Here is a 26,753-nt window from a genome sequence, read left to right as displayed (position 1 = left end):
AACGGCGGCCGCACGTCGGCTGCCTCACGTTATACAGGATCGGAAACCATGGCTGAAATCAGTCGCGGCGCGCTGTTCGGCAAGCTCAATCCGCTTGCCTACCGCTCTATCGAAAGTGCCACCGTGTTTTGCAAGCTGCGTGGCAACCCGTATGTCGAACTGGCGCACTGGATTCACCAGATCCTGCAGTTGCAGGATTCGGATCTGCATCGCATTGTGAGTCACTTCGGACTGAATCCTTCGCATCTTGCGCGCGACGTGACCGGCGCGCTCGAACGGCTGCCGCGTGGCAGCACCAGCATTTCCGATCTGTCCGCCGAAGTGGAAGAGGCCGTCGAGCGCGGCTGGGTCTTCGCCACGCTGATGTTTGGCGAAAGCCAGGTGCGCAGCGGCTATCTGATTGTTGGGTTGCTGCGAACGCGCCATCTGCGCCACGCACTTCTTAACGTGTCCAGCGAGTTCGAGAAGGTGCGCGCCGAAACCCTTGCGGATGAATTCGCAGGCATTGTCTCGGGGTCGCCGGAAGACGGTCAACATGCCGCTGACGGCTTTCGGGCCGATCAGGTCGCGCCCGGCGAGAGCAGCGGTGCGCTGGCACCCGCGCAACTGGGCAAGCAGCAGGCGCTTGCCCAGTTCACCGTGGATCTGACCGCGCAGGCCCGCGACGGCAAGATCGATCCGGTAGTGGGCCGCGATGGCGAGATTCGTCAACTGGTCGACGTGCTGATGCGCCGGCGTCAAAACAACCCGATGCTGGTCGGCGAGGCCGGCGTCGGCAAGACGGCGGTAGTCGAGGGCTTCGCGTTGCGCATCGCGCGTGGCGACGTACCGCCGCCGTTGCAAGCGGTGCAGGTGCGCGTGCTCGACATCGGTCTGCTGCAGGCCGGGGCAAGCATGAAGGGCGAATTCGAAAACCGGCTGCGTCAGGTGATCGACGAAGTGCAGGCCTCGCCCAAGCCGATCATCCTTTTCATCGACGAGGCGCATACGCTGGTGGGCGCGGGCGGTGCCGCGGGCACTGGCGACGCGGCGAATCTGTTGAAGCCCGCGCTGGCGCGTGGCAACCTGCGCACGATCGGTGCGACCACCTGGGCCGAATATCGTAAGCACATCGAAAAGGATCCGGCGCTAACGCGCCGCTTCCAACCAGTGCAGGTCGACGAGCCAGGCGAGGACAAGGCGATCTTGATGTTGCGCGGCGTCGCGAACGTGATGGAACAGCACCATCGCGTGCAGATCCTCGACGAGGCGCTCGAAGCGGCCGTCAAGTTGTCGCATCGCTACATCCCGGCGCGGCAATTGCCGGACAAGGCCGTGAGCCTGCTCGATACGGCTTGTGCGCGCGTCGCGATCAGCCAGCATGCGGTACCCGCGGAGATCGACGATGCGATGAAGCGCATCGAGGCTCTGGAAACGCAGCAAGCCATCATTGCGCGCGAGAAGACGGTTGGAGTCGACGTTGGAGAGCGCGAGCCGCAAGCTGCCGCGATGCTCGCGAGTGAGCGTGAGCGTTTGCGGCATCTCGAAGCCGGGTGGGCGGAAGAGAAAGCTCTGGTTGAGCAGATTCTGGCCTTGCGAGCGCGATTGAGAAGCGAAGACCCTGAGATGGACGGCGACGCAAAAGCCGCCGCACTCGCCGGACTCAGGCAACTCCAGGCGCAACTGGTCGAATTGCAGGGCGAAAGCCCACTGATCCTGCCCAACGTCGACTACCAGGCCGTCGCTGCGGTGACCGCGGACTGGACCGGCATCCCGGTGGGCCGGATGCTGCGCAGCGAGCTGCAGACTGTAATGAATCTCGCGTCCGTGATGTGCGAGCGTGTGATCGGTCAGGACCATGCGATGGAGATGATCGCGAGGCGCATCCAGACGTCTCGTGCCGGTCTCGACAATCCCGGGAGACCGATAGGTGTGTTCATGCTGGCCGGCACGTCGGGGGTGGGCAAGACCGAGACCGCACTGGCGCTGGCCGAAGCGCTGTACGGCGGCGAGCACAATCTGATCACCATCAACATGAGCGAGTTTCAGGAAGCGCATACGGTCTCGACTTTGAAGGGCGCGCCGCCGGGATACGTCGGTTATGGCGAAGGCGGCGTGCTGACCGAAGCCGTGCGTCGCAAGCCGTACTCGGTGGTGCTGCTCGACGAGATCGAAAAGGCGCATCCCGATGTGCACGAGATCTTTTTCCAGGTCTTCGACAAGGGCGTGATGGAGGACGGCGAAGGGCGCTCGATCAGTTTCAGGAACACGTTGATCCTGCTCACCACGAATGTGGGCACGGATCTGATTGCCGCGCTGTGCAGGGATCCGCAACGGTTGCCGGACGTTGAAGACCTCACGAAGGCCTTGCGAGAGCCATTGCTGGACGTGTTCCCACCTGCATTGCTGGGGCGGCTTGTGACGGTGCCTTATTTCCCGCTGAGCGGCGACATGCTTGCGAAGATCGTGAGGCTGCAACTGGAGCGCATCAAGCGGCGTGTGGAAGATCGCTATCGCGTGCCGTTCGAGTATGACGACGCAGTAGTGGGACTGGTGGTGAGCCGTTGCACCGAGAGCGAATCAGGCGGGCGGATGATCGATGCGATTCTGACCAATACCCTGCTGCCGGAAATCAGCCGCGAGTTTTTGGCGCGGACGATGCGAGGCGAGGAAGTGGAGTGCGTGGACGTCAGCGTGGAGGACGGTGAATTTGCCTATCGCTTCGATACGGTTGAGCAGGTTGCTATCGACATGGCCGCCGCAACGTCGTGATGGGGCATTCCGCAAGCGCCACTTTTTTTTAATCCCTCGTGCGAAGACGCTTCTGAGGAAATAATGCAAATACTCGACAAAACACTTCCCGTACTGCCTTTCACATACGCGCAATGGTTGGAGCAAACGGGCCAACCTGCGGAAGATGCGAACCGGACGCAAAAAATAATGGCAATGGCGCGTCCCGCTAGTCCTGAGTTGGTCGCGCTGAATCTATGCATCGAGAATTATACCTTTGTGGTTGCGAGGGATCGCTACGACCGTTTGATTGCGGCCTTTGAGAAATGGAAAAGGCTGAAGGAGCAAAGCTACGAGAACTGGAGTAAATCGAGGCGGAATATTTCAAAGAAAGGCAGCCTCGTTTCGGTCATGCAGGAGATATTTGGAGAGAGCAATTATCTTAAATACGAAAAGAAGACGCGGGAAACCATTCTGATGTTTCTCTCCAAGTTGGAGTGCTCGCAGTCAAGTTACCAGTTCATAACGGACGGCGTGATAGATAATTTATTCGATTTTGCCAACAATGCTGCCTCGTTGCAGGCGCAGACGGTGGCCTCGTCTATCGATGCAGCGGGACGCACTTTCAATAACCTGAACCTCAAGGAGCGCGTACTGGACCGGCTGGTCGAGCGTACGAAGTCGATGTCGGCAAAAGATGTGCTGCAACTTGCTTCGCGCCCCCTGCCGGCCATGAACCAGGCGCTGGTCACCAAGGTTACCCAGTTTGTTGAAGCCAGAGCCAAATCGATCGAGGAATTCTTTCGCGCCGAGTTTGGTCAGCCTGTCCGCTTACGCACTATCGATCTCGATGAACGGTTTGAGAAAGCCGGGCAGATCCAGCGCAATCTGACTAAAAGTCTGGTGACTTTTTTGTGTCCCATTGTCGGGGCAGTGGTGACCGATTCTTTCGATGTGCTCGATAGCTTGCTCGATACAGCGGCGGCGTCGCTGGTGAAAATCGAGCAGCGGGCTCGCGAGAGAAAAATTTCAATAAAACCCGGCATCAGCCAGATGCTCGCCAGCACTCTCCGTAAGGAGATGACAAGTGACATTGCGGAAGGGGTGTACAACATTGCCAAAACTTCAGGAAAACTGGCGGTTGACGCAAAATCGGCGGCGCTTGCGTCCCCTGTCTATTCGATTATTTTGTCGGCGTTGGAGATTCTGTGGCAAATGATCAGGCGGTATTTCCAGATCCAACGGATGAACCAGATGTTCAGGGATGCTCAGGCGTTGTATCAGAAGAAGGACGTGCTGACACTGGGAGATTTCAATTCCTGGTTTGCAGACAGTATTAGCAGGACTCCGGCTGTGGCGGCGGTCATTCTCAACAGTGGCATCCTGGTAGACAAGGTCTCCTTCTACCAGTTGATCAAGGACGATGCCGTCGTCGATCAGTCTGTCTTTGATGCAGCGGTAGCGCACCTGCAAACGTTAATTGAATTCTCGTCGGAATACCTCGAGCAAACGGGATTTGAAATTTCCAGCACCGTGCCGGAGTTTGAAATTTACCTGCAACCCGCAAAGCGCGCTCAGGCATCAGGCCTTGCCAGACTGATCTCTGGAGTGCAAACGGGGGTAGGCGCCGAATGATACGACCGCGTGCATCTTGAACGGGTCTGGCGTGTTCCGACATCGAAGTGCGTAGCGACGGAATAAACGCGGAGCCCAGTCGTTCTAAGTAACAACACGACGACTCATGCGCCTCGGCACGCAACTCAACTCATGGCACACGCAATCACGCTCACCTCCACGCTCGGCTCGAGCCTTCTGTTCGCGAACATGACGGCTAGCGAGTCGCTCGGCAAGCTGTTTTCGTACCAGCTGGAAGCGATCAGCAAGAACGTCGAAGTGGATCTACGCTCGCTGCTGGGCACGCCGATGACAGTGAAGCTCGTCTCTCCGCAAGGCTATACGCGCTACTTCAACGGGATTGTCTGCGAAGGCGAGCAGGGCGGGTTCGTCAACATCGAAAACGTGCGCTATGCGGTCTACACGTTCAGGCTCGTGCCGAAGCCCTGGCTCGCCACGCGCCGGCGCGACTGCCGCATCTACCGAAGCATGAGCGTGCCGCAGATCATCCAGTCGGTACTTGGCGATGTCGGCTATAGCGATCTGAAGCAGAGTCTGAGCGGCAGCTATCCGGCGCGCGACTACTGCGTGCAGTACCGCGAAAGCGACTTCGACTTCATCAGCCGCCTGATGGAGCAGGAAGGCATCTACTACTACTTCACGCACACGCAGAGCACGCACACGATGGTGCTAGCGGACGCGCTCGGCGCGCACTCGACGGTGCCCGGCTTCGAGCAGATACCGTATGCCCCGCCGATCGAGCGTGGCAAGCGGATGAAAGCGTCGATCAGCGACTGGGAAACTGCCCATGCGGTGAACACGACGAAGGTACAGCTCGACGACTACGACTACCTCAAGCCGAAGGCATCGCTGCTCGCCACCGAAGAGTTGACCGACACGGAGGACGTGCACAACGTGAGCGGCCTCGACATCTACGACTACGCATACGACTACGTCGGTTACGACGAGCGTCTCTCCGATGGACAGCGCTACGCCCAGGTGCGAGCCGACGCGCTAAACGTGCCGCTCGCGATGAGTGTGGGCAGCACCGATGCGTGCGGTCTCGCGACCGGCGTGCTTTTCACGCTCCAGGACTTTCCGCTTACGCAAGCCAACCAGGAATACCTCGTGATCGACACCACGACGCGTCTTGTGGAACCGGACTATGCGTCGGGTGGCGGAGGGGACGACGGCGAAGAGCCGTTCCAGTGCGACTTCAAGGTAATCCGCAGCCGCCAGCCGTTTCGCACGGTCCCGTCGACGCCGCGGCCGGTGATTGCGGGCCTGCAGACGGCGGTGGTCTATGGGGATACGCCCGAGGACATCTCCGTGGACAAATACGGCCGCGTGCAGGTGACGTTCTTCTGGAACCGCCCGGTCAAGCCCAATGCGCAAAACTCATGTCCCGTGCGGGTCGCACAGATGTGGGCCGGCAAACGCTGGGGGGCGCAGTTCATTCCACGCGTCGGGCAGGAAGTCGTGGTGAGTTTCCTCGACGGCAATCCGGACCGCCCGCTCATCATCGGCAGTGTCTATAACGCCGACAACATGCCGCCGTATGGCTTGCCCGACAACAAGACGCAGAGCGGTGTGAAGAGCCGCAGTCATCAGGGCGGCGGTAGTGAGGACTACAACGAGATCCGCTTCGAGGACCGGATGGGCAGCGAGCAGGTGCTCATCCATGCACAGAAGGATCTGCGCGAAGAATCGGAGCACGACCATGACGTACAGGTGGGCAACGACTACACGCTCACTGCGGCCAGCCAGATCAGGCTTGTCACCGGGCTTGCGAGCATCACGATGAACAGCTCTGGCGAGATCGTGATCTCGGGCACGAATCTCACCCTGAACGGCGACATGAACGTCACGATGACCTCGGACCTCGCCATGGAGATCAACTCCAAGGCGAACCTGAACATGAGTTCGGTCGCGGCGATGGAAATCATGTCGGAGGCCGATTGCCTCGTTCAGTCCACCAATCTGCAACTGATCGGGACTGCGACCGCGGTGCTCGGCGGTGCTGCTCCGATGATCCTGTAATCATGATCGCGATCCTCGATGCAGCCCGGCAGATGCGGCTTTCCGAACAGGCGATCGCCTGTGTGCGACCGGTTGGGTCTGCGCGTGCGGCCGTGCAGGCACTCCTCGACGGCGGGCACCGGAGCGATGCGCTGCGGCTGCTGGCCCGTGTGTTGCCACGCCGGTATGCGGTGGCGTGGGCCTGCCAGTGTGGGCGCCGGCAGCCGCTGACCGAGCACGATCAGGCCGGTCTCGCGCTGGCGGAGGCATGGCTGCGTGAGCCCGCGGAATCTCAACAGGCCGCCGCGCTCGCCTTCGCGAAAGCGCATCGTTATCAGACGATCGGAGCGTGGATCGCCGCTGCCGCAGGCTGGTCGGGCGGCAATCTGAATCCCGACCATGAGCGGCCGACTCCGCCGCCTGCGCATCTGAGCGCGATTGCGGCGAGTACCGCAGTCGCCTACATGGCTGCGCTGGAACCGGCGCAGTTCGATGCGCGCCGCACGGCATTTGTGCGCGACGCCCTGAATCTGCTGAGCATTCCTGATGGAATCGATGGAGGGTTGCAATGAGTGTCGCGCCTGGCTTGATCCTCGCGCTGGAAGGCGAACGCGCGCAGCGTTTCGACGGTCGCCGTGAACAGCTGTTCGACTGCCGCGATGGCAGCATTGGCCGCTCCGAGGAGTGCGACTGGATGCTCGGCTCGGAAGGCGTATCGCGCCTCCACGCTGTCGTGCGTTACCTGAATGGCATTTACTTCATCGAGGATAGGAGTACCAACGGCATGCTGCTGAACGGCGCGCCGTTGCGCAAGGGGGAGCCGGCTGCACTGAAGGAGGGTGACCGGTTGCAGATCGATACCTTCGAGGTGAGCGTGCGGTTGAGCCGGGAAGATGAAACGCGCTTCGGTGGCCTGGGCGAGAGTGCTGTCGCAACGCCCGTAGCGGCGCCCCTCCCGGCAGCCACGCCCGCACCTGCATCTGCACCCGCGTCCGCGGTGCTCGCGCGTCCCGCGTTTGCTGCGGATGAAAACAGGAATCCGCTGGACCTGAGTCTGCTGCTTCGCCCGGCGCGTGATGGCGGGTCAGACGCTGGGGGCGAAGCCGAAGGCTTGATACCGGGCGCTACGTCGCCTGCTCCTGACTCGAGCCTCGATCCGCTGGCGCTGTTCGACGCGCCGTCTTCGTATCAGGATGAACCGCCGCCGCTCGCGCCGCCGGCTCAGGACTGGAACCACACGCCCTCGGTTGCCGACCGCTATCGGCCGCCGCAACCGCAGGCCGCGCGCGTCGATGCGCCGATGCTCCCGGACGACTGGGACGCAACCGGCTATCGGGCCGCGGTGCATGCTGAGGCGGCGGACGTGGGTCAAGGTGAGGTGTCGACGGAGATGGCATTCGAGTCGCCGGATAAGGCGCCAGCCACCGACGCCGGCGCAGATGCATTGCAGACAGTGACGGAGCCACCCGTGTGCGCACCGTCAGCGCCGGAAACCCCTGCCACGCCGATGCCAGGCGTGGGTATGGCGGACGATGGTGCGCCGTCGGCCGAGCTCGCCGTCCCACTCGCAGTGCCACCCACGCCCCCAGTACAGGCGCCTGTCGCTGAGCCAAACTCATCCGGACTCGACGCAATGTTCGAGATTGCCGTGGACGCGATGATGGACGTATTACGCGCCCGGGCAGAACTGAAAAACAGCTTCCGGCTACCCGCAACACTGATCCAGCGCTCGGAAAACAACCCGCTGAAGTTCGCGCCGACCGCGAAGGAGGCGGTCAAACGGCTGCTCGCGCCGCCCGACGGCGGATTTCTCTCGGGTAGCGCCGCTCTCGCCGATGCCGCCGAAGACATCCGCAATCACCAGATGGCGATGCTAGCTGGCGTACGTTCCGCTTTCGATTCGATGCTTGCGCACTTCGACCCCGCACGAATCGAGCAGTTCAACGAAGGCAGCACGCGGCGGCTGCCGTTTGGCGGCCGGCCGCGACATTGGGAGCGTTACAAGGAAGAGTTCGAAGCAGTCACAAGGAATCCTGACGAATGCTTTCGAAGACTGTTTGGCGACGAATTCGCTCGCGCCTATGAAGAGCAGCTAGGGCGCCTGAAAAAGCGGCGCAACTGAAGGCCGTCCGCGGGCCTATCGCGATACGAACCATTCCAGGCTATCACCCGCCGTCGTGAGCGACCGATCGCGCACGACGCTTGAAGAACCATTACCCGGCATTCCGACATGACTCAGAACAACAAGGTGGTATGGAGCGAAGGCCTGTTTCTCAGGCCGCAGCACATGCAGCAGCAGGAGCGCTACTTCGAACGCTACGTGCAACTGCGCACCGGCGCGCTGCGTCCGCACGGCTGGGGCTTCCAGGAGCTCGAGCTGGAAAGCGAGCTGCTCGCGATCGGCAAGCTCGGCATCAAGCGCGCGCGAGGCGTGTTTCCCGATGGCACGCCGTTCGCGATGCCTGGAGACGATCCGTTGCCGCCACCGCTCGACATCGACGCGAACTGGCGCGACCAGGTCGTGCATCTGACGTTGCCGCTGCGCTCGCCAACCCAACCTGACAGCGCGTGGCTTGACGCGGGCTCCGACCAGCTGTTTCGCTATCGGGTGCGCGAAACCGAAGTGCTCGATGCCTCCGGCAGCATGGAAGGGGTCACGGCACTCGAAGTGGCGGGGATGAGCACGCGTCTGTTGCCGGAGTCGCAGCCCGCCGAAGGCCTGATGAGCATTCCCCTTGCCCGGGTGGTCGAATGCCGGGCCGACCGGCGCGTGATTCTCGATGACGGCTTTATGCCGAGCGCGCTCAACACCGAGGCGGCGAGGCGGCTGGTGACGTTCCTTTCCGAACTGCTCGGCTTGTTGCATCAGCGCGGCGAGGCACTCGCGGGCCGTGTCGCCGAAACCGATCGTGGCGGCGCCGCCGAGATCGCCGACTTCCTGATGCTGCAGGTCATCAACCGATATCAGCCGCTCGTTGCGCATCTGGCCGAAGCGCCGCTGTTGCACCCTGAAGCATTATTCGGGCTGCTGCTCGAACTGGCTGGCGAACTTGCCACCTTCACGTCGCCCGGAAAGCGCGTGCAAGCCTTTCCGCCGTACCGCCACGAGGCGCTGCGCGAGAGCTTCGAGCCGGTGATCGCGGCGTTGCGCCTCGCGCTGAGCGCGGTGCTCGAGCAAAACGCCGTGGCCATTCCGCTGCAGCAACGCAAGTACGGTGTCTGGGTGGGTGTCGTGCCGGATCTGACGCTGCTCGATACGGCAACCTTTGTGCTGGCGGCGAAAGCAGATCTGAAGTCCGAGGACATGCGCCGGCAGTTACCGACGCAGTCGAAGATCGGCCCGGTCGAAAAGATCCGCGACCTGGTCAATCTGCAACTTCCAGGCATCGGCGTATCGCCGATGGCAGTGGCGCCGCGCCAACTGCCGTACACGTCTGGCTTCCTGTACTTCGAGTGCGACCGGAACTCGCCGATGTGGCGCATGCTGAAGACATCCGGAGGCATCGCGATGCACTTCGGCAGCGGTTTTGCCGGGCTCGATTTGCAACTGTGGGCGGTGCGCGCATGAATACCGGCAACCGCTCCAATGACTCGGTGCGCGCCGACGCGACCCTCGTGCGTCCGCGTGACTCGCTGGACATGACCGGTGCGACGGCTACAGGCAACGCCGACGACGCGACACGCATCATGTCGCCGCGCCCGCAAACCGTGCGTGCCGCACAAAGCACACAAACAACGCAACCCGGTCAATTCGCCCAGCCGTCCAGGCGGGCCGCACTGCGCGCCGAACTGGGCGACTTCCTTAGCGGCGTCGCTAATCCGCTCGTTCGCGCCGCCAATCCGCTACTGCTGCTGGCGGTGCAGTTGCGGCACAGCGTGGCGCCACCGGTCGACATCGGCCGTCTGCGCGAGCAGGCCGTAGCGCACGTGCGAAGCTTTGAGCGTTATACGCAAGATGCGGGAATCAACACGCAGACGATCATGGCCGCGCGCTACGTGCTGTGCACGATGCTCGACGAGTCTGTGAACAACGCGCCATGGAGCGACCAGAGTGGCTGGACCCAGAAAACATTGCTCGTAACCTTCCACGGCGAAACCTACGGCGGCGCCAAGTTCTTTCAGATCCTCGATCGACTGAGCGTGGACTTCTCGCGTCATCTGGACCTGATCGAAATGATGTACATCTGCCTGGCGTTGGGTTTCGGCGGTCGCTATCTGGTGGAGCAGGGCGGCCTCGCGCGTCTGGCCGACATTCAGGACGACCTGTACCGCCGCATCCGCGGGCTTCGCGAAGCACCCGCTGACGAACTGGCGCCGCACTGGCGCGGTGTCGAAGACCGGCGCAATCCGGTGATGCGTCACGTGCCGCTGTGGGTGGCAAGCGCCGCAGCACTCCTGATCGTGCTGGGGACGTTCCTGTTCTTCTTCACGCGGCTCAACGTACTTACTGCACCCGTCAGCGCGCAGCTTGCCACGATCGGCCTCGAGGAGGCCGCGCCGCCACAAACGGTCGCGACGCCCAAGGCCGCGCATCTGACGCTCAAGCAACTGCTTGCACCACAGGAGCAGGCGGGGCAGCTAAGCGTCGACGAGCAGGCCGACGGCCGCGACACCGTGCGTCTGGCTGCGGCGGAGCTGTTCCCGTCCGGCGGTGCCGATATCGCCCCTGCGGTTGTGCCGCTCCTGCACCGTATCACGTGGGCGTTGAATCAGGTGCAAGGCCGGGTTGTCGTGGTCGGCCATACCGACGACCAGCCCGTGCGCTCCCTGAAATTCAAGGACAACTTCGAATTGTCGACGGCGCGTGCGCAGAACACCGCGCAGATCCTCGCGCAGGGCCTTGACGATCCGCGCAGGCTCGAGTCGAACGGCGCAGGTTCGTCGCAGCCGATCGCCACGCCGGCCGATCTGCCCGCTAACCGGGCGCGCAACCGGCGCGTCGAAATCCTCTACATCCCGGAGAACTGAGCCCATGAATTCGCTAAAAACCTGGGCGACGTCCCGATGGTTTGCGATCGCAGCCGGCATGTTGCTGATCGCAGCACTGATCTGGCTGGCTGGTCCGTATCTCGGCATCGGCGACCGGCAGCCGCTCGCGAGCGCTGCATCGCGCGTCGCCCTGATCCTTGCGCTCGTGCTGATCTGGCTGTTGTGCATGCAGGTGATGCAGTGGCGGATGCAGCGCAAGACTGCGCAACTGCCGGGCGAACTTGCCGGACAGAACGCATCGTCTGCTGCTGACGAGCGCAATTTCGCCGAGAGCACGCAATTGCAGCAGCGCTTTCGCGAGGCGGTCGACACCTTGCGCAAAACACGGCGCAATGGCGGCAACCTGTACGCCTTGCCATGGTATGTCGTGATCGGGCCGCCTGGTTCGGGTAAGAGCACCCTCCTGCAGAATTCCGGACTGGACTTCCCCCTCGCCGAACGCTTTGGCAAGGATGCGATCCGCGGTATTGGCGGCACGCGCAACTGCGACTGGTGGTTCACCGACGAAGCGGTGTTTCTCGATACGGCCGGCCGCTACACAACTCAGGACTCCGATGCGCTCGCCGACGGCTCGGCGTGGCAGTCGTTCCTCGGGCTGTTACGCCGTTATCGCAAGCGCCGGCCGCTGAACGGCGTGATCGTGACGATGAGCGTATCGGATCTGTTGACACTCGACGACGACGCGCGCCAACAGCACATCCGCGCGGTACGCCGCCGTCTCGATGAGTTGTCGGAGCATCTGAAAGTGGCGTTTCCGGTGTATCTGGTGTTCACCAAGTGTGACCTGGTCGCGGGATTTGGCGAGTTCTTCGACGACCTCGGACCAGACCTGCGCCGCCAGGTCTGGGGCATGACCTTCCCGGTCGATTCGAGTTTCGACGGCACCGCCAGCACACGCTTTACGGGCGAATTCGACCTGTTGCTGGAGCAGTTGAACACACGCGTGATCGAGCGTCTGCACGCCCAGCGCGACCGTAGCCGCCGCGCCGCTGTGCTCAGTTTTCCGCAGCAGCTCGGCGCGTTTCGCGAGATTGCCAGGCAATTCGTCGAAGGCGCATTCGGCAATTCTCAATACGGCGCGACGCCGCTGCTGCGCGGCGCGTACCTGACTTCGGGCACCCAGGAGGGCGCGCCGATTGACCGCATGCTGAGCGCCGTCGCACGTACCTTCGGCGTGGACGCTGGCCGCGTGCAGGGCCGCTCGACGCAGCGCCGCACGTTCTTCGTCGAACGGCTGCTCAAGGATGTGCTGTTCCGCGAGTCGGGCCTCGCTGGCACCAATCCGCGGCTGGAGCGGCAGAAGATCGCGATGCAGGCGGCCATCTATGCGGGCATCGCGTTGCTGACCGCGCTGCTGGTGACAGGCTTCGCGACGAGCTACGAGCGCAACCGCCTCTACGTCGACGAGGTGCAGGATCAGTTGAAGGATCTGCCGCCCGGCAATAGCCTCGCGGGCGCGCCCGATCTGAAGGCCTGGTTTGCCCGTGCGCTCGGCCGTCTCGAGGTCATTGCAGACGCGCAGGACGTCGCGGGTCAGTACCAGGGGCACGTTCCGCTGCTGATGCGCTTCGGTCTGTTCGAAGGGCATGCATTGTATGCGCAGGTTCACAGTGCGTATCTGCGCGAGCTGAACGGCACGCTGCTGCCAGGTGTCGGCGTCCGGTTCCGCGAAGGTCTCAGTGCCAGCGCCAACGACCCGCAGTCGCTTTACGACTATCTGAAGGGCTATCTGATGCTGGGTCAGCCACAGCATCTGGATCCGGGCGAGCTTGCGGCGCTTGCGAGCATCGAATGGCGGCGTCTGTTCCCGCAGGACCCCGCGATCCAGAGCGCACTCGACCGGCACTTCTCGGCATTGGTCGACGATTCGCAGAAGCCGCGCGCGTTGACGCTCGATACTGCACTGATCGATCAGGCGCGTGCGACGCTCAAGACCGCCGATCTGGCGACCCTCGTGTACGGCAGCGTCCAGCTCGATGCCGCGCATTCCGGCGTGCCGCCGGTGCGGCTCGATCAGACGCTCGGATTGCTCGGCAACGTGTTTCGCCGCAAGAGCGGTGCGCCGCTATCGCAGCCGTTTCCGGCGCTTTTCACTCAGCCGTATTTCGCGGCCGAAGTGAACGGCGGGATCGATCAGTCGGTAGATCGCTTCGTCAAGGACTACTGGGTATTCAATGCGGGCCGCGTCGAGCCGCTGGCGCGCTCGCGTTATGCCCAGCAGGTGCTGGCGTTGTACGAGCAGGACTACATCAAGGCATGGGATGCCCTGCTTGACGACCTGCAACTGCAACCGGTCAGCGATATCCAGAGCGCAAGTGCCGTGGCCGCGAAACTGTCTGGTCCTGGCTCGCCGCTCAAGGCGTTGCTGCAGCTGGTGCGCGATAACACCAGCGACATGCTGCGGAGTCCGGCGCATGATGAGGCCGCATCGGGCGCAGCCGAGGCTGCAGCCGCTTCGCAGGCGAAGACGGTCGGGGAGAACCTCGCGGCGCGAAGGGCGCTCAATACGCGCCTCGGCAGCGAGTTGCGCGGCGCTGGCGCCACGCTGCCCAATGGCACGCCTGCTGTCGCGGCGAACGGCGTGGACACGGCGAGCGGGACAAGCGGCACCCGGCCGGGCGCCGCCATCGAGGCGCACTTCGCGCAGCTGAACCAGTTGAGCGCGGGCACGCCCGGTTCGACACCGCTCGACCACACGATCGGTGTGCTCGACCAGTTGAGCAAGAGTTTGCTATCGATGTCCGATCTGAGCGACCCCGCCACGCAGAACAACCCTGCGGTCCTCGCAGCGCGCCAGGAGACGGGCGAGCTGCCACCGCAGGTCGCCTCGCTGGTATCGGGTGTGGCGACGAAGAGCGCGTCGCTTGTTGCGAGCGGCAACAGTGCGGCGCTTGCCGATCAGTTCCGCGCAGCGGCCGGCAACGACTGCACGCGCATGGTGGACGGGCGCTATCCGTTCGCGGCGAACGGCGCCTCGGACATTCCGTTGCAGAATTTCACCGATCTGTTCGGCAATGGTGGCCGCTTCGACGGCTTCTTCAAATCGACGCTGGCGAAATTCGTCGATACGAGCGGGCGGGCATGGCGCTGGAAACCCGGCGTGCTGGCGGGTCCCGCTTCGGTGCTGAGCGAAGCGCAGGCTGCTGACGCGATCCGCCAGATCTATTTCCGCAACGGTGCACAGCCTGCGGTTGGCTTCACGCTGCTCGCGCCACAACTGGATCCGTCCATCGCGAAGCTTTCGATCGAGATCGACGGGCAGAAGTATGACTACTCCGCCAACGGTACGGCCAGCATGACGATGACGTGGCCCGGTCCGCAGCCTGGGCACGTGGTCGTGACGGCGTTCGATACATCTGGCCAGCCGGTCGGTGCACCGTTGAAGTACGACGGCGATTGGGCCTTTTTCCATGCGCTCGATGCTGCGCATCTGCAGAAGCAGGGCGATCTGCGCTATCTCGCCAGTTTTGATTTCGACGGGCACACGGTGAAACTGCCGATCCAGCCGGCGAGCCTCGAGAACCCGTTCCTCAACGGCGAGGTACGGGAATTCAGGTGTCCGCGATGACAGGCGGCGTCGGCTTTTACGGCAAGCTGCCGGGTGCAGGCGATTTTGTCCAGCGACGGCTGGCCCCGGCCTTCATCGATGACTGGGACCGGCATTTCCAGCGCGCTGTGGAAACCGGGCGACGCGAACTGGGTGAGCAGTGGACGCAGGCCTGGAAGCAAGGTGCGGCGTGGCGCTTCATATTGCCTGCACAGGTGTGTGGCCAGGGTGCGTGGTGCGGACTCGTCGGGCCGGCGGTGGACCGGCTCGGTCGCGCGTTTCCGCTCGTGCTGGCGGCGCCCTGTAGCGGCGATGTCACCGCGATCCTCAGTAACGATGCGTGGTTCGATGCACTCGAGCGTGTCTATCGCGGCGCGCTCTACGACGCTGTGAGCGTCGAGACCTTCGATGCGCGGGTCGCCGCGTTGGCCGGCCCTTCGACATACGAGGCGGGTATTGGCGCAATCTGGCGGGCGCTGCCTTGGGACAGTGGGCAATGGATGATGACGCCGCCTGCCGGTGCGGCTACGGGGATCATGCTGGCGCAAACGTGGACGCAGTTGAGCTTGCGCCCGGGTCCGTGGTGCCTGTGGTGGACTGCGAGCGCGGGCACTCTGCTCGCGACGCGTGGCTTGCCGCGCAGTTATGCGACTCTGCTGGAGCACCGTGCCGAGCAGCCCGGCGAGACTGCCTCGTTAAGCATTCCTGATTCCGGAAGCGAGCGGGGTCTGCAACCGGTCCATGACGTCGATGTTGCCGTGGATATGCAACCCGCGATGCCGAGTCTCGATGACGGCCGCATGCTGGTGCTGTGCGCTGACGATGGTCCCGATATGCCGGGTCGTCTCGCTGCATACCGCATCCGCGAAGCCGCGCGTACGGTCGAGGGGGATCTCGAACGCCTGCGATCGGCGCTAATGGAGTTGCACGCGCAATTGCGCGTGCATGACGAGGCGTCGCGCGACGAGACACCGGAAAACGGCGCCGCGCTGATCGCCCGCTTCGAGGGTGCTGCGGTGCGCCTGCTGCGCTTCGGCGCGGCATCCGCGTGGCTCTGGCGGCACGGTCAGTTGCATCCGCTGTTTGTCGAACGGGCAGCAGGCGCGGGCGGCGAATTCGACGATCTGCTGTTCGGCGACACATGGATCGACATGCCCGGCATCGGCGCGGCAGGTGAACCGGATTGCGACGAGGCGCACATCGTGCTGGAGCATGGCGATCGTCTGTTGCTGCTCGTCACCCGTGAGCTGGTTCAACTCCCGCGCACCTGTCTTGCCGAAGCGCTTGGCTTGTCCAGTCACGAAGACGCTCGCATTCATCTGGCCGTCTGCGCGGGGCTCAGCGGCCGGTCCGAACTGTGGCCGCTCGCGGTCGTCGGAGTGGGCGCATGACGACCCGTTGCCGTTCCGCTGGCCACACCGAGACCGGCAAGGTGCGACGCCGCAACGAGGACGCGATCCTGCTGCGTGACGACCTCGGATTGTGGGTGGTCGCTGATGGCATGGGCGGTCACGCGGCAGGCGACCTTGCGAGCGCGCTGATCGTCGAGCGGCTCGGCTCGCTCAGACGCGAAGGGGATGTCTACGAGTTCGTGGCAGCGATCGAGGACAGCCTGCAGCAGGTCAACGACGAACTGCGCGCCGCCGCTATCGAGCAACAGGTCGATGTAATTGGCTCGACGGTCGCGTTGCTGGTGCACGACCCGCAGTTCGTGCTGTGCGGCTGGGTGGGCGACAGCCGCGTCTATGTCGACGATCACGGCGCGTTCACGTTGCTCACGCAAGACCACGTGCACGGTCAGCCGGTCGATGTGACGCATTTCGGACGCCGCGCGCCGCCCGGCGCGGGAGCGGGTGTGCTGACGCGGGCGGTGGGCGTCGACGAGACGCTCTACGTCGACTGGGTCGTGGCCGGCAGCCGGCCGGGGATGCAGTTTCTGCTGTGCACGGACGGCGTCAACAAGGAATTGAACGACGCGGAACTGGCGAACGCATGCTGCACGCCGGACGATCCGCAGGAGCAGGTCAGGCGCCTGTTTGCGCTCGCGCTCGCGGGACGCGCACGGGACAACATTTCGGCCGTTTTCGTGCGGCTCGACGCATCGTGAACTTCTCGTCATGAACAACTTCAACGACTTTCTGGCCGCATGCCGCGAACGCACTTCGACGCTCGCGACGCTGTTCGATTCGCTCAAGGCCGGGTATGGACGGCTGATTGCATCGAAGCCTGCCGTCGCTGCGTTGCCACCGCGCACGCACCGGACGGCTGACGTCGAATCGCATCCTCCGCCAGGGCACGCTGCGTCATCCGCGAGTTCGCTATCCGATTCCGATGCCGGATCAGAGGCCGAAACCGACGCCGATGACTTCGAGCCGACCAGGGTGCAGTCTGCACGCAGCGGTCATCAGCGTGCTCTCGCATCCGTGCACGAGGCGGACGCCGACGCGACGGTCGTGAAGCCTGCGAGCAGCGCCAACAGTCGTCGCACCGGCACAGGCAACTCGGCCGCTGACGGCAGCCTGAACCGCGCCAGCTGGCAGAGTCTCGCAGAGGTGCAGAGCGTGGAGCACGCGAGCGTCGGTATGCTGCTGAAAGGCCGCTTTCTGCTCGAGCGTGAACTGGGCCGCGGCGGCATGGGTGTGGTCTATCTCGCGAAGGACGAGCGCAAGGTGGAAGCGCGCGACCGCGATCCTTACGTGGCGGTCAAGGTGCTCAACGACGAGTTCCGCCGCCATCCCGATGCGCTGATTGCGCTGCAACGCGAAGCGCGCCGCGCGCAACGGCTCGCCGACGACCACATCGTGCACGTCTACGACTTCGACAAGGACGGCACGATCGTCTACATGACGATGGAGTACATCGACGGCACCGATCTGCGCACGCTGATCCGCGAACGGGCCTCCGGGGGCATGCCGTTCGACGAGGCATGGCCGTTGATCGAAGGCATGGCGCACGCGTTGCAGCGGGCCCACGCGAGCGGCATCGTGCACTCGGATTTCAAGCCTGGTAACGTGATGGTCACGCGCGATTACGTCGCCAAGGTTTTCGACTTCGGCATCGCCCGCGCGGGTATGTCCGGCGCCGGCGCGGTGGGCGAGCAAACGGTGTTCGACGCGGGCACGCTCGGTGCGCTTACGCCCGCCTACGCGAGTCTGGAAATGATCGAAGGCGCGCATCCTGCCGTCCGTGACGACGTTTACGCGCTCGGTTGCGTGATCTTCGAATTGCTGACCGGCAGCCACCCGTTCGATCGTCACAGCGCCGATGTGGCGATGAAGGAAGGGCGGCAACCGCCCGTCGTACCCGGTCTGTCCCGACGCCAGCAGAAGGCGCTGTGCGACGCAGTTGCGTTTCATGGCGAGGAGCGGCCGCATAGTGTCGAGTCGCTGATCGACGGACTGCGCCGCAGGAGCACGGGCGAGCGCCTCGCGCCGTACGTCGGCACGGCGCTCGCCGTTGCGGCGCTGGCGGCGGGTGGGACGATGCTGCATACCCAGATGCGTCATCGGCAACTGGAAGCGGCGATCGAGCGCCTCGCGGCAGCGAATCCGCAGCACTACGTGAACGAAAATCAGATGATGACGGCACTCGACGCGCTCGGCGAAGACGAACGCGAACGCGCGGTGCTCGACCAGAGCGAGGCTATCCAGGCCTTTTTGCTGGAGCGCCTCGACGCATACTGGAATCCGACGCTTGGCCGCTTCGACTATGGCGCGGTGCGGCACGTGTTCGAGCTGCGCGATCGGCTTAAGCTGTTTTCACCGACGTTCGACGGGCGCCGTAAGCAGATCGAAGACGAGCGCAACGATCTGCTCGGCAGACTGGGCGGTGACCTCGATCAGGCGAGCGAGCGCGACGCATTGTTCGAAGATCAGCCCGGCAGCGCCGCCGAAATTCTCGAGCGCATCCGCGCGCTCGACCCGGGTAGCGCGTTGCTGAAAAACAGCCAGCTGGAGTCGAAATACGACGCTGCGATCGGGCAGTCGATCGATCTGGGTCAACTCGACAAGGCGCGCTCGAGAATGACGCTGGCGTTGCAGCTATTCCCGGACTCGATGCTCCTGCAGCAACGTCACGCGCAGCTGGATGCCGCAGTGGCGGATGCGGCCGCGCATCCGGACGCGCACGCGAATCGCGCGAGCGTGGCCGACGCGCGCCGCGCGCTGACGCAACTCGCCGCCAGGCCTGCGGCGAGCAGCGAGTGGCTTGACGCAGTGACCAGTGCGATGTCGTCGCTGCGAGGCGACGACGCACCCGAGACCGAGCAGGCGATCGAAATGCTGGTTGACGGCATCATCACTGCGGCGGAGAAGGTGAACGACCCGGGCCAGGCGCAGCAATATCTCGATCTGGTCCAGGCAGGGCTACGCTACGCACCGCGCTCGACGGCACTGGCTGCACAGCGCGACCGTATGCAGGACCTGTTGCAGCAGCAGAAGATCGACCAGCAGATTGCGAGCGGAGACTCGGCCTCGCTGATGGACGCGGTGCGCCTTGCCGCGAGTGCTAACGATGGGCCACGTGCGCTGACCGCGTTCGAGCGGTTGCGCACGCTGCAGCCATCGGATCCGTTCGTGAGCGCAGAAGGGAGGCAACTGGTGGCCGCCGCCTTTCTTGGCAATGCACGTGCCTTGTGTCAGCAGGGCTTGCTCGCGGATGCCGCGAAGACTGCGGCGCAGGGTGCCGGCGCGCTCAGCGACGACGCAAGACTGAGCAACGCGGCGCAACGCTACCAGGTGGCTGCGAGCATCCTCGCGGCCCGTAGCCAGCCGATGGCGGACCCCGACTACCAGACTCTGCGCGCGCGCTACGCAAGCGCAGCCGCTGCCGATCCGGACGGCATGCAGCAACTGGAGCGCGACCTTGGCGCCCGCGTGACATTGCCACAAGGCGGCCTGCGTGCGTTGCTCGATCAGATCAAGACGCAGAACCCGGACACGTCTGGCGATGTCGGTGGAGATGCTGCCTCCACGCCGGACGGCTCTGCGCTCCCCGCCAGCGGCGTCGATAACTGATGAGGAACGGCATGATGGAACAGTGGTCGGTTGCGGCAGGCGACGGCCCGCGCGGCCTGGTCGGGAGCGCCGCGCGGGCCGCAATGAAGGTCCGCGAACGCCAGGTTAACGAAGCACTGCGCACGCTCGACGAAGATCATCGGCTGGGCCGCATTGCGCGCGACGAATACCGGCACCGCCGGCGCGCCTTGCTCGAATCGCTGGGTGACGAGATTGCTCAGGCGGAGCGCGAAACGGTGCGTCGCGCGGTCCCGGCTTACGACATGTCGACGCCAGGCGAGTTGGGAAAGGCGCGCAACGGCAAAGCGGAGCGAAAGCTAAACAGCTCGGGCACGGCCTTCGACGCAGCGTGGCTCATTGAAAGAGCCGCACTGCTTTGCGCGATCGCCCTCTGCTCGGGTGTTTTGCTGTGCTATTGGCTTACGTGCACGTGAGGGGGTCTACCGGTATGGGCGAGGACGGTACCGGGGTCGAGCGCGCTATGAGCAAGACTCGCAAGCGTGTCAGTCGACTTCGGAACCGGACAGTGTTTGCAGTTCCGACAGACCGCCGGGCGTGATGTCCTGCATGATCTCGACAAAATTCTTGCCTACCAGACGGCGGGCCCGCTTGAGCAGGATGGGCAGCGGACTGGAGGGTTCGTTGCGTTCGTAGTACTCACAGATTTCGTCGATGCACAGCCTGACATCGTCAGGTCCTGCGATGCCTCGCGGGCGGGGCGGGTCGATCGGGTCTGTACCTTCTGACTGCATCTGTGGCTCGCGGCCGTTAGCATCCGTGTTTTGCTGGTCCGGAAATCGCCGGGTGCGTTGCGCGTCGACGAATTTCTTCAGATCCCTGATATCGGCCGGCAGATTGCTCAGGTCCGGGCTCGACGTTCCCAGCTTTTCGCCCAGAAGCGCATCGATCGATTCTGCGTGCTCCAGTGCGTCGGCAAGCAACGCAGCAGTACGGGGTAGCTCATCCTCCGGACAATCCATGCAGGCCGCCTCGAGATCGACAAGGCTGGGAGCAGATGTGCCGTCCGCGGACGGTGTGGCGGCCGCCATGCCCGTCGCGACGCGCAGATCTCGCAGCGAGAAACGGCCGAGCCTCACCGACTGCACGAACGTCGCGGCACGGAAGTAGCCCAGCACGCTCTGCGGATTGCCAAGCGCCATGAGTGCGTTGGCACGCGCAGTGGCATCGTTGTCGTCGTCGGCGTCCAGTTGAGGGTGGACGTCGTCCCAGTAGCGCTCAAGCAACCCGCGAACCAGACCGAGGCCCGCAGCCCAGCCATCAAGTCCCGCTTTGCGTGTCCACGCTGCGCTCAGATGGAGCGCGACGCGCAGGTCCTTGGTGCGAGCGAGCAGTGCGTCGGCCGCATCGGCCACTTTGTCCCAGTCGGGTTCGACGGCGGCTTTGATGCTGTCGCCCATCGCGCGTTCGGAAACCGGCGTGGCGATTCGCTCCAGTTCCGCAAACGCAGGGTCGTATTCGAGGTTTTGCCCCGTTGGCGCGCTGTCATCGATTGGGGCCAGGAAGCGGTCGAGGTCGAGTTGCATCGTGGAGATCTGAGGTTAGGGGAAGGGTTGCGGGAAAGTGAAACCCGTCAAGGATTTCGGCTGACGCAGGTGAGTCGGCGCATGACTTTCACGCAGGGTCTCTGGAAATGGAAACGCTTGAGCCGACCCGGTTATTCCAACGGCTCGCTGACCGGAGGGCCCGCCAGCAGAAAAACAGCAGCCGCATTAGACTGCCCATCTGAGCGCATCCACGAATATCACCTGTGTAGGAGACAAACTGCATGTCCGGTTCCGCTGCCTTGAATGTCGCCGTCCTTGACGATTACCAGCATGTCGCCCCTTCGCTCGCGGACTGGGCGAGCCTGCAGCCCCAGGCGAACACCGTATTCTTTCACGATCATGTCAGCGACGCGGATGCGCTTGCGGCCCGGCTCGCACCGTTTGACGCTGTCGTGCTGATGCGCGAGCGGACTCGCTTCGACGCGAATCTCCTCGCACGTCTGCCGCGTCTCAAGCTGATTGTCAGCGTCGGCATGTGGAATGCCGCCATCGATCTCGATGCCGCGAAGTCGCGCGGCATTGTCGTATCGGGCACCACAGGCGGCGATGCGGCCGCCACCCCGGCCCTGACCTGGAGTCTGATACTCGCCGCCACGCGGAATCTGTACGGCGAGGCTGCGTCATTGCGGGCCGGTGGCTGGCAGACCCGTGTGGGGATGGATGTAAATGGCAAAACGCTAGGAGTGCTCGGGCTTGGACGTATCGGCGAGGCCGTCGCTCGCATCGGCGTCGCATTCGGAATGCGGGTTATTGCGTGGAGTCAGAACCTGAGCTCCGAACGGGCCGCGGAAGTGGGCGTGCAACGTGTCGAGAAGGACGAACTCTTTCGTGAGGCGGACGTGCTTACGATTCACCTCAAGCTTGGCGATCGCACAAAGGGGCTTGTGGGTGCGAGAGAGCTTGGACTGATGAAGCCGGGCGCGTACCTGGTGAACACGTCTCGCGGGCCCATTGTCTCGGAAGACGCGCTGATCGAAGCGCTGCAGGAACGCCGTATTGGCGGTGCCGCGCTTGATGTATTCGACGAAGAGCCGCTAGCCGCGGGGCATCCGTTCCGGTTTCTGCCGAACGTACTGGCTACGCCTCACATTGGCTATGTCACGGAGAATACCTACCATGTGGCTTATCCGCAGATTGTGGAGGCGATTCGCGCATGGATTGACGGGGCGCCGATCCGGCAGCTTTGAGCGAAGGGACTGCAGCGTTTTCGAACGGGGGGCCCCTCGTCGTGTGCGGGGGCCATGCCTCACTTGCCCGTCTTTGCGGCAGCTGCCACCATCTCCGTGATTTTCTCAATCAGTCTTTGCGGGACAGATGGCAACTTTTGATGCGCGAACGCTTCCCTGTAGGGCAGGCGGGATGCCTGCAGTCGCGTTACCCGGATCGCGGTCTTGACTGACCGGCGGATCCTGGCGTTGATTTGCTCGCGCTCATGCGGCGACAAAGTGCCGTCCGCATACGCCATGAGCTGGATATCGTCCGTTTTCATGAACGCGATTCCTTTTTGCTTCCGGTATTTTTTGTTTTCTGGTCTTCCCGCTCGCCTGAAAAACTTGCCAATTCTCCGCTGTGCCTACGACAGGCGGCTCAGGACTGTGCCAACCGAGATGCAGAGAAGCGAATACAACTTCGTAAACAGATGGGACGTCGATTCTATTCCCAGATCACTGGATTGATTAAGGATTACCAGCCATATTTGAGTTCGACACCGACGTAATCGGCATTGCTGCCGCCCACGCTCCGGATGGAATTGCCGACCTGGAAATGGACCGCTTCGACCGAGCCGATCAGGTTGTCAGCGATCGTCCAGTCTGCCCGTAGCTGCGCGTACATGCCCGTCCACCGGGTGCCGTGCCCCGCGGTACCCGGCACGATGGCGTTACCCTGCTGGTACACGGCGTCGCCCGTCGTCTCGCGCCACTGGAAACCGAATGCGGCCAGCAACGCGAGCCGGCTCGACGGCTTCAGCGTAATCGATGGCTTGATGTGGATGATGTTCGCATAGCCCGTATAACCCGCCAGCGTGAAGTAGTAACCGTTCGGAAAGAGCGGATTGAACGTTTCCACTCGTCCGTCGTTGGGATGCCGGTCACCGGATGCCGAGTCGATCTGGATGCCGAGGCGCGGTGTCCACGGTGCATCGAGCGTGTAGCCGGCAAGCGAGCCGACCGCCCACGCGCCGATCGTCTTGCTGCCGACATGGCCGGTCTGCCACATCGATTCCACGTCCCAGTCGGCACGTCCGGTTTTCCCCGCATATCTCAGGTCGAACACGTTCCGATGCTCATCGCCGGTTGCGTCGAGAAACTGCGCATTGCTCCGGCTATACAGCGAGTAGTATCCGGAGAGATCGCCCGGCCCGGCATCCTGACGCTCGAAGCGTACGCCGCTGAACGTGAGGTGCTGGTTCGATACATCGTCGAACGCCGAGACGTCGCGGTTCTGCACCGGCTGCGTCGCATAGCCGATGAAGCGCCACTTGCCGTTTTCATAGTCGGCCCAGACGGCATCGTAGGTCTGCCGCACGTTCGGGCCATCGCGAACGGAGATGAATCGCTGCAGGTCGAACGCCATTTCCTGACGGCCAAGGCGAAGTTTTACCGTTCCGCCTGCCAGTTGCCCAACCCACGCGACAAAGGCCTGCTCCAGATCCAGCGGGTTCTTGTCGACCGGCGAGACGGTGTCCTTGCCGAACGCTCGCGCATCCTCCAGTTGGACAAAGAACTGGAAATGCTGCGCTATATATGCATCGGCACTGACCTGAGCCCGTTGAATCAGATACGTATCCGAATGTCCCGCGCCGATGCCGAAAAGCGGCGCATCGTTGACCTCGACACGCTCCCGCAGATTCGCGCCAAGAGACAGGTACGAATCCGGATCGCCGCCAAGGGGCATGTATTTGAGTCCATCCAGCGGCTTTGCCGGCACGCACGGATTCGCCAGAACCGACCAGTCTTCCTGCCACCGGTTGAACAACACCGACGGCCGCGGAACCGTACAAACCGACGCCGGCTCATCGGCGTTCGCGTATGACCCGGCATTCAGGACAAGCGTGGTCGCGACGATGTACGGCGAACACCGAAACAGCGGCGGGACATTGCGCATACGCAATCTCCCGATCATCGGGGCGAATCCGGCAACGCTTCGCGATCGGCCGTGTCCGCCCCGTCGCGGCGCGCGGCGAGTGCCAGCCAGACGAGCAACGCAAAGGGCAACAGCAGCGCCCAGAACGAAACATGCCGGTATGCAAGCGCGCCGGCAATGGCGCCCACACCGAAACATGCTACTGCCTGCAGCGTCTTGCCAAAGCGTGCGCGGACGGCCGTTTTCGCGTCGGCCGGTATCTCGGACGAAACGAGTTCTATCGCGTCGAGCACAGCCTGGGTGACGTTTCCTGTCATGACGGTATTCGGTACGCCGCCGCGGACAATCAGACGTCCGTGGGCATTCTGTACGCCCATCGCTGCAGCGCCCAGCATCCCGCACGCGACGACCGGCAGGTTGCCCGCGCTAATGACCGGCTCAGCGCCGACTCCAGAGAGGCAGAAAGCCAGCAGCAGCAACGCCTGAACGGCATACAGCAACGCTGCGCTGCAGTTCGCTCCCTGCGGTCGCGCGACCTTCACGAGCGCGCTGCTCAACCCCACCCCAGCGATGAACGCGGGGAACGCCATCAGCTTCATGAATACGCCCTGTCCGAAACCCGCAACGTCCGCGCCGATCAGCACGAAGTTGCCGGTCACATGCGCCGTGAACAGACCGAAGAGGGCCACGAAGCTGAGCGTATCCACATAGCCGGCAATCGCCGCGAGTAGGTTGTCTTCCGGTTTCATCGCCGGTGTCCGGTTAAATGGATGTCGTGCAAGAAGTACCCACGGCGCACGTTGCTGTTAATGGGCCACCGAGTGAATCTCGGCGATATAGCCACCCGGGAATTGCACGAGTGCCGCTTCGCGCTGGTCGGCCGAGAACGGCGGGACCAGTACCTTCGCGCCCGCGGCATCGGCCTTTTTCAGCGTGTCGGCGAGGTCAGTCACTTCGTAGCCGGTCGTCTCCCGGCCGAACGGCCAAGGCAGATGGCCGTCCGTTACCAGCACGGTCATCTTGCCGAAGCCCGACTCGATGCGCACGCGCCGATACGTGTCGTCCGGCCGGCCGATTTCGACGCCCGGCGCATTGCGCTCATCGGAGACAACCTTGCCGTGCGAGAACGCGACGAAGTTGTGGATCAGCGAATCGGCACGCTGCGGCGACACATAGACGCGGTTCTCCGGCACGGTCTGCAGCGGGTCGTAGTGCGGCGCCTGCGTGTGCCAGTACAGTTGCATGTGCACACCGCCCGGCCATTCGACGATCGCGTCGCGGCCGATAGGGTCGGGGAACGTCGCGACCTTCACGTCGGCGCCGTGGAGTTTCGCGGATTTGACCGCGGCGTCCATGTCGGTGACGAGATAGCCTGTACGCTCGTCGCCGAACGGCCAGGGAACAGGCGTCTTGAAACCGAATACCGAAACCGTGCCGACCGGTGTGAAGACAAGCTGCGACATGGTCTGGCTCGGCGTGGGCGTCACCTGAAACACACCTTGCTGTGACTTGTGGCCGCCGAAGGTTGCGACGAGGCTGTCCGTGAAGCGGTCGAAGTCCTCGGGGGCGACATAGACGTGCGTTGTATCGTATTGTGGTCCGACGGCAATGGACGGCCTCGCCGGATGCAGTGCAGCAAGCACGCCGCTGTTCGCCGGAGGCGTCGCGGTAGCGGGAAACGACATCGCGACGGCGGCTGAAACCAGAGCGGTCGCGATCAGGGAACGGATCATTGGCATGGTATTGGAGTTCCTTTAGTGTTTTTGCTGGGAGCGGGCATCGCCGCGCCGGCCATCCAGATCGGAGAGCCGTGCCACCATGATGAGGGCGGCGATCAGTCCCAGGTGTTCGAAAAAACTGTTGGTCGCCGAAAAGCGCACGTTGCCCGCCGCGTTCCAGAAGTCGTTGGCGACGAGCATGGCAATGGCCGTCAGACAGGCCAGTCCACCCGCGCCCAGCCAGACCAGCCGGTTCGCGATCACGCAGACCGACCCGCCAAGCTCGACGGCGATCGCAAGCGCCGCCCAGAGCCATCCCGGACGAAGCCCGAAATGTTCCTGCTCGGCGATGGCCGCGGGAAAATGCACGAGCTTGGTCACGCCGCCGAGGACGTACGCCGACACCAGCGCCGCGCGCGCCACCGGCAGGAGCCAGCGCCATTCGAGGATCGCGCTCACCCAGCCGGGGTTGCCTGCTTTGAGGGTGCTCACG

19 protein-coding genes are annotated in these 26,753 nt (G+C 63.4%); 13 read left to right on the top strand and 6 right to left on the bottom strand.

Features of this window, described 5'->3' with window-relative positions; all coding sequences use genetic code 11:
* Nucleotides 1–48 precede the first annotated feature (48 nt).
* From tssH to P3T17_RS30400, 12 genes are all read left to right on the top strand, one after another.
* Nucleotides 49–2,751: a type VI secretion system ATPase TssH gene (tssH, locus tag P3T17_RS30455; protein WP_429410268.1), complete on the top strand. Its 2,703-nt coding sequence runs from the start codon at nt 49–51 to the stop codon at nt 2,749–2,751.
* A 63-nt stretch (nt 2,752–2,814) separates the two neighbouring features.
* Nucleotides 2,815–4,344, top strand: a complete 1,530-nt coding sequence (locus tag P3T17_RS30450; protein ID WP_429410266.1) for a hypothetical protein — start codon at nt 2,815–2,817, stop codon at nt 4,342–4,344.
* A 132-nt stretch (nt 4,345–4,476) separates the two neighbouring features.
* Nucleotides 4,477–6,363 carry a type VI secretion system tip protein TssI/VgrG gene (gene tssI / locus P3T17_RS30445; protein ID WP_429410264.1) on the top strand — a complete coding sequence of 629 codons (1,887 nt, stop codon included), beginning with the start codon at nt 4,477–4,479 and terminating at the stop codon, nt 6,361–6,363.
* A gap of 2 nt (nt 6,364–6,365) precedes the next feature.
* A complete protein-coding gene (locus tag P3T17_RS30440) occupies nt 6,366–6,914 on the top strand; it encodes a DUF6931 family protein (RefSeq protein WP_429410262.1) in 549 nt (182 codons plus the stop codon).
* Entirely contained in the window at nt 6,911–8,464 is a 1,554-nt protein-coding gene (gene tagH / locus P3T17_RS30435; protein WP_429410260.1) for a type VI secretion system-associated FHA domain protein TagH, read from the top strand. The genes P3T17_RS30440 and tagH overlap by 4 nt, the downstream gene beginning before the upstream one ends.
* A 108-nt stretch (nt 8,465–8,572) precedes the next feature.
* Entirely contained in the window at nt 8,573–9,910 is a 1,338-nt protein-coding gene (tssK, locus tag P3T17_RS30430; RefSeq protein ID WP_429410258.1) for a type VI secretion system baseplate subunit TssK, read from the top strand.
* Nucleotides 9,907–11,310 carry a type IVB secretion system protein IcmH/DotU gene (gene icmH, locus P3T17_RS30425; RefSeq protein WP_429410256.1) on the top strand — a complete coding sequence of 468 codons (1,404 nt, stop codon included), beginning with the start codon at nt 9,907–9,909 and terminating at the stop codon, nt 11,308–11,310. The genes tssK and icmH overlap by 4 nt, the downstream gene beginning before the upstream one ends.
* Nucleotides 11,311–11,314: 4 nt before the next feature.
* On the top strand, nt 11,315–14,899 hold the full coding sequence (gene tssM / locus P3T17_RS30420; RefSeq protein ID WP_429410254.1) for a type VI secretion system membrane subunit TssM: 3,585 nt from the start codon (nt 11,315–11,317) through the stop codon (nt 14,897–14,899).
* Entirely contained in the window at nt 14,896–16,269 is a 1,374-nt protein-coding gene (gene tagF, locus P3T17_RS30415; protein ID WP_429410383.1) for a type VI secretion system-associated protein TagF, read from the top strand. Before tssM ends, tagF begins: the two co-directional genes overlap by 4 nt.
* Complete coding sequence (locus P3T17_RS30410; RefSeq protein ID WP_429410252.1) at nt 16,266–16,985, top strand: PP2C family protein-serine/threonine phosphatase; 720 nt, start codon at nt 16,266–16,268, stop codon at nt 16,983–16,985. Before tagF ends, P3T17_RS30410 begins: the two co-directional genes overlap by 4 nt.
* Before the next feature lie 10 nt (nt 16,986–16,995).
* Nucleotides 16,996–19,893: a serine/threonine-protein kinase gene (locus tag P3T17_RS30405; protein WP_429410250.1), complete on the top strand. Its 2,898-nt coding sequence runs from the start codon at nt 16,996–16,998 to the stop codon at nt 19,891–19,893.
* Between the two features lie 11 nt (nt 19,894–19,904).
* The gene (locus P3T17_RS30400; RefSeq protein WP_429410248.1) at nt 19,905–20,327 is read left to right on the top strand and encodes a hypothetical protein; all 423 of its coding nucleotides are present in this window, start codon (nt 19,905–19,907) and stop codon (nt 20,325–20,327) included.
* Between the two features lie 69 nt (nt 20,328–20,396).
* Here P3T17_RS30400 and tssA read toward each other — a convergent pair whose 3' ends face one another.
* On the bottom strand, nt 20,397–21,437 hold the full coding sequence (gene tssA, locus P3T17_RS30395) for a type VI secretion system protein TssA (protein ID WP_429410246.1): 1,041 nt from the start codon (nt 21,435–21,437) through the stop codon (nt 20,397–20,399).
* Between the two features lie 242 nt (nt 21,438–21,679).
* Here tssA and P3T17_RS30390 point away from each other — a divergent pair, with 242 nt between their 5' ends.
* Nucleotides 21,680–22,645, top strand: a complete 966-nt coding sequence (locus P3T17_RS30390) for a D-2-hydroxyacid dehydrogenase family protein (protein WP_429410244.1) — start codon at nt 21,680–21,682, stop codon at nt 22,643–22,645.
* 59 nt (nt 22,646–22,704) lie between these two features.
* Here the strand turns inward: P3T17_RS30390 and P3T17_RS30385 are convergent, their stop codons facing one another.
* The 5 genes from P3T17_RS30385 to P3T17_RS30365 form a co-directional block, all read right to left on the bottom strand.
* Nucleotides 22,705–22,947 carry an anti-sigma factor family protein gene (locus tag P3T17_RS30385; protein WP_074268791.1) on the bottom strand — a complete coding sequence of 81 codons (243 nt, stop codon included), beginning with the start codon at nt 22,945–22,947 and terminating at the stop codon, nt 22,705–22,707.
* Between the two features lie 194 nt (nt 22,948–23,141).
* Nucleotides 23,142–24,563, bottom strand: a complete 1,422-nt coding sequence (locus P3T17_RS30380) for an alginate export family protein (protein ID WP_429410242.1) — start codon at nt 24,561–24,563, stop codon at nt 23,142–23,144.
* A 14-nt stretch (nt 24,564–24,577) separates the two neighbouring features.
* Complete coding sequence (locus P3T17_RS30375) at nt 24,578–25,291, bottom strand: YoaK family protein (RefSeq protein WP_429410240.1); 714 nt, start codon at nt 25,289–25,291, stop codon at nt 24,578–24,580.
* A gap of 57 nt (nt 25,292–25,348) precedes the next feature.
* Nucleotides 25,349–26,281: a glyoxalase gene (locus P3T17_RS30370; protein ID WP_429410238.1), complete on the bottom strand. Its 933-nt coding sequence runs from the start codon at nt 26,279–26,281 to the stop codon at nt 25,349–25,351.
* A 15-nt stretch (nt 26,282–26,296) separates the two neighbouring features.
* Complete coding sequence (locus tag P3T17_RS30365; RefSeq protein ID WP_429410236.1) at nt 26,297–26,752, bottom strand: DoxX family protein; 456 nt, start codon at nt 26,750–26,752, stop codon at nt 26,297–26,299.
* Nucleotide 26,753: the final 1 nt, after the last annotated feature.

Source organism: Paraburkholderia sp. GAS82 (assembly GCF_050436285.1).
Taxonomy (GTDB): Bacteria; Pseudomonadota; Gammaproteobacteria; order Burkholderiales; family Burkholderiaceae; genus Paraburkholderia; species Paraburkholderia phenazinium_B.
This window is presented reverse-complemented; position numbering and strand designations above follow the sequence as displayed.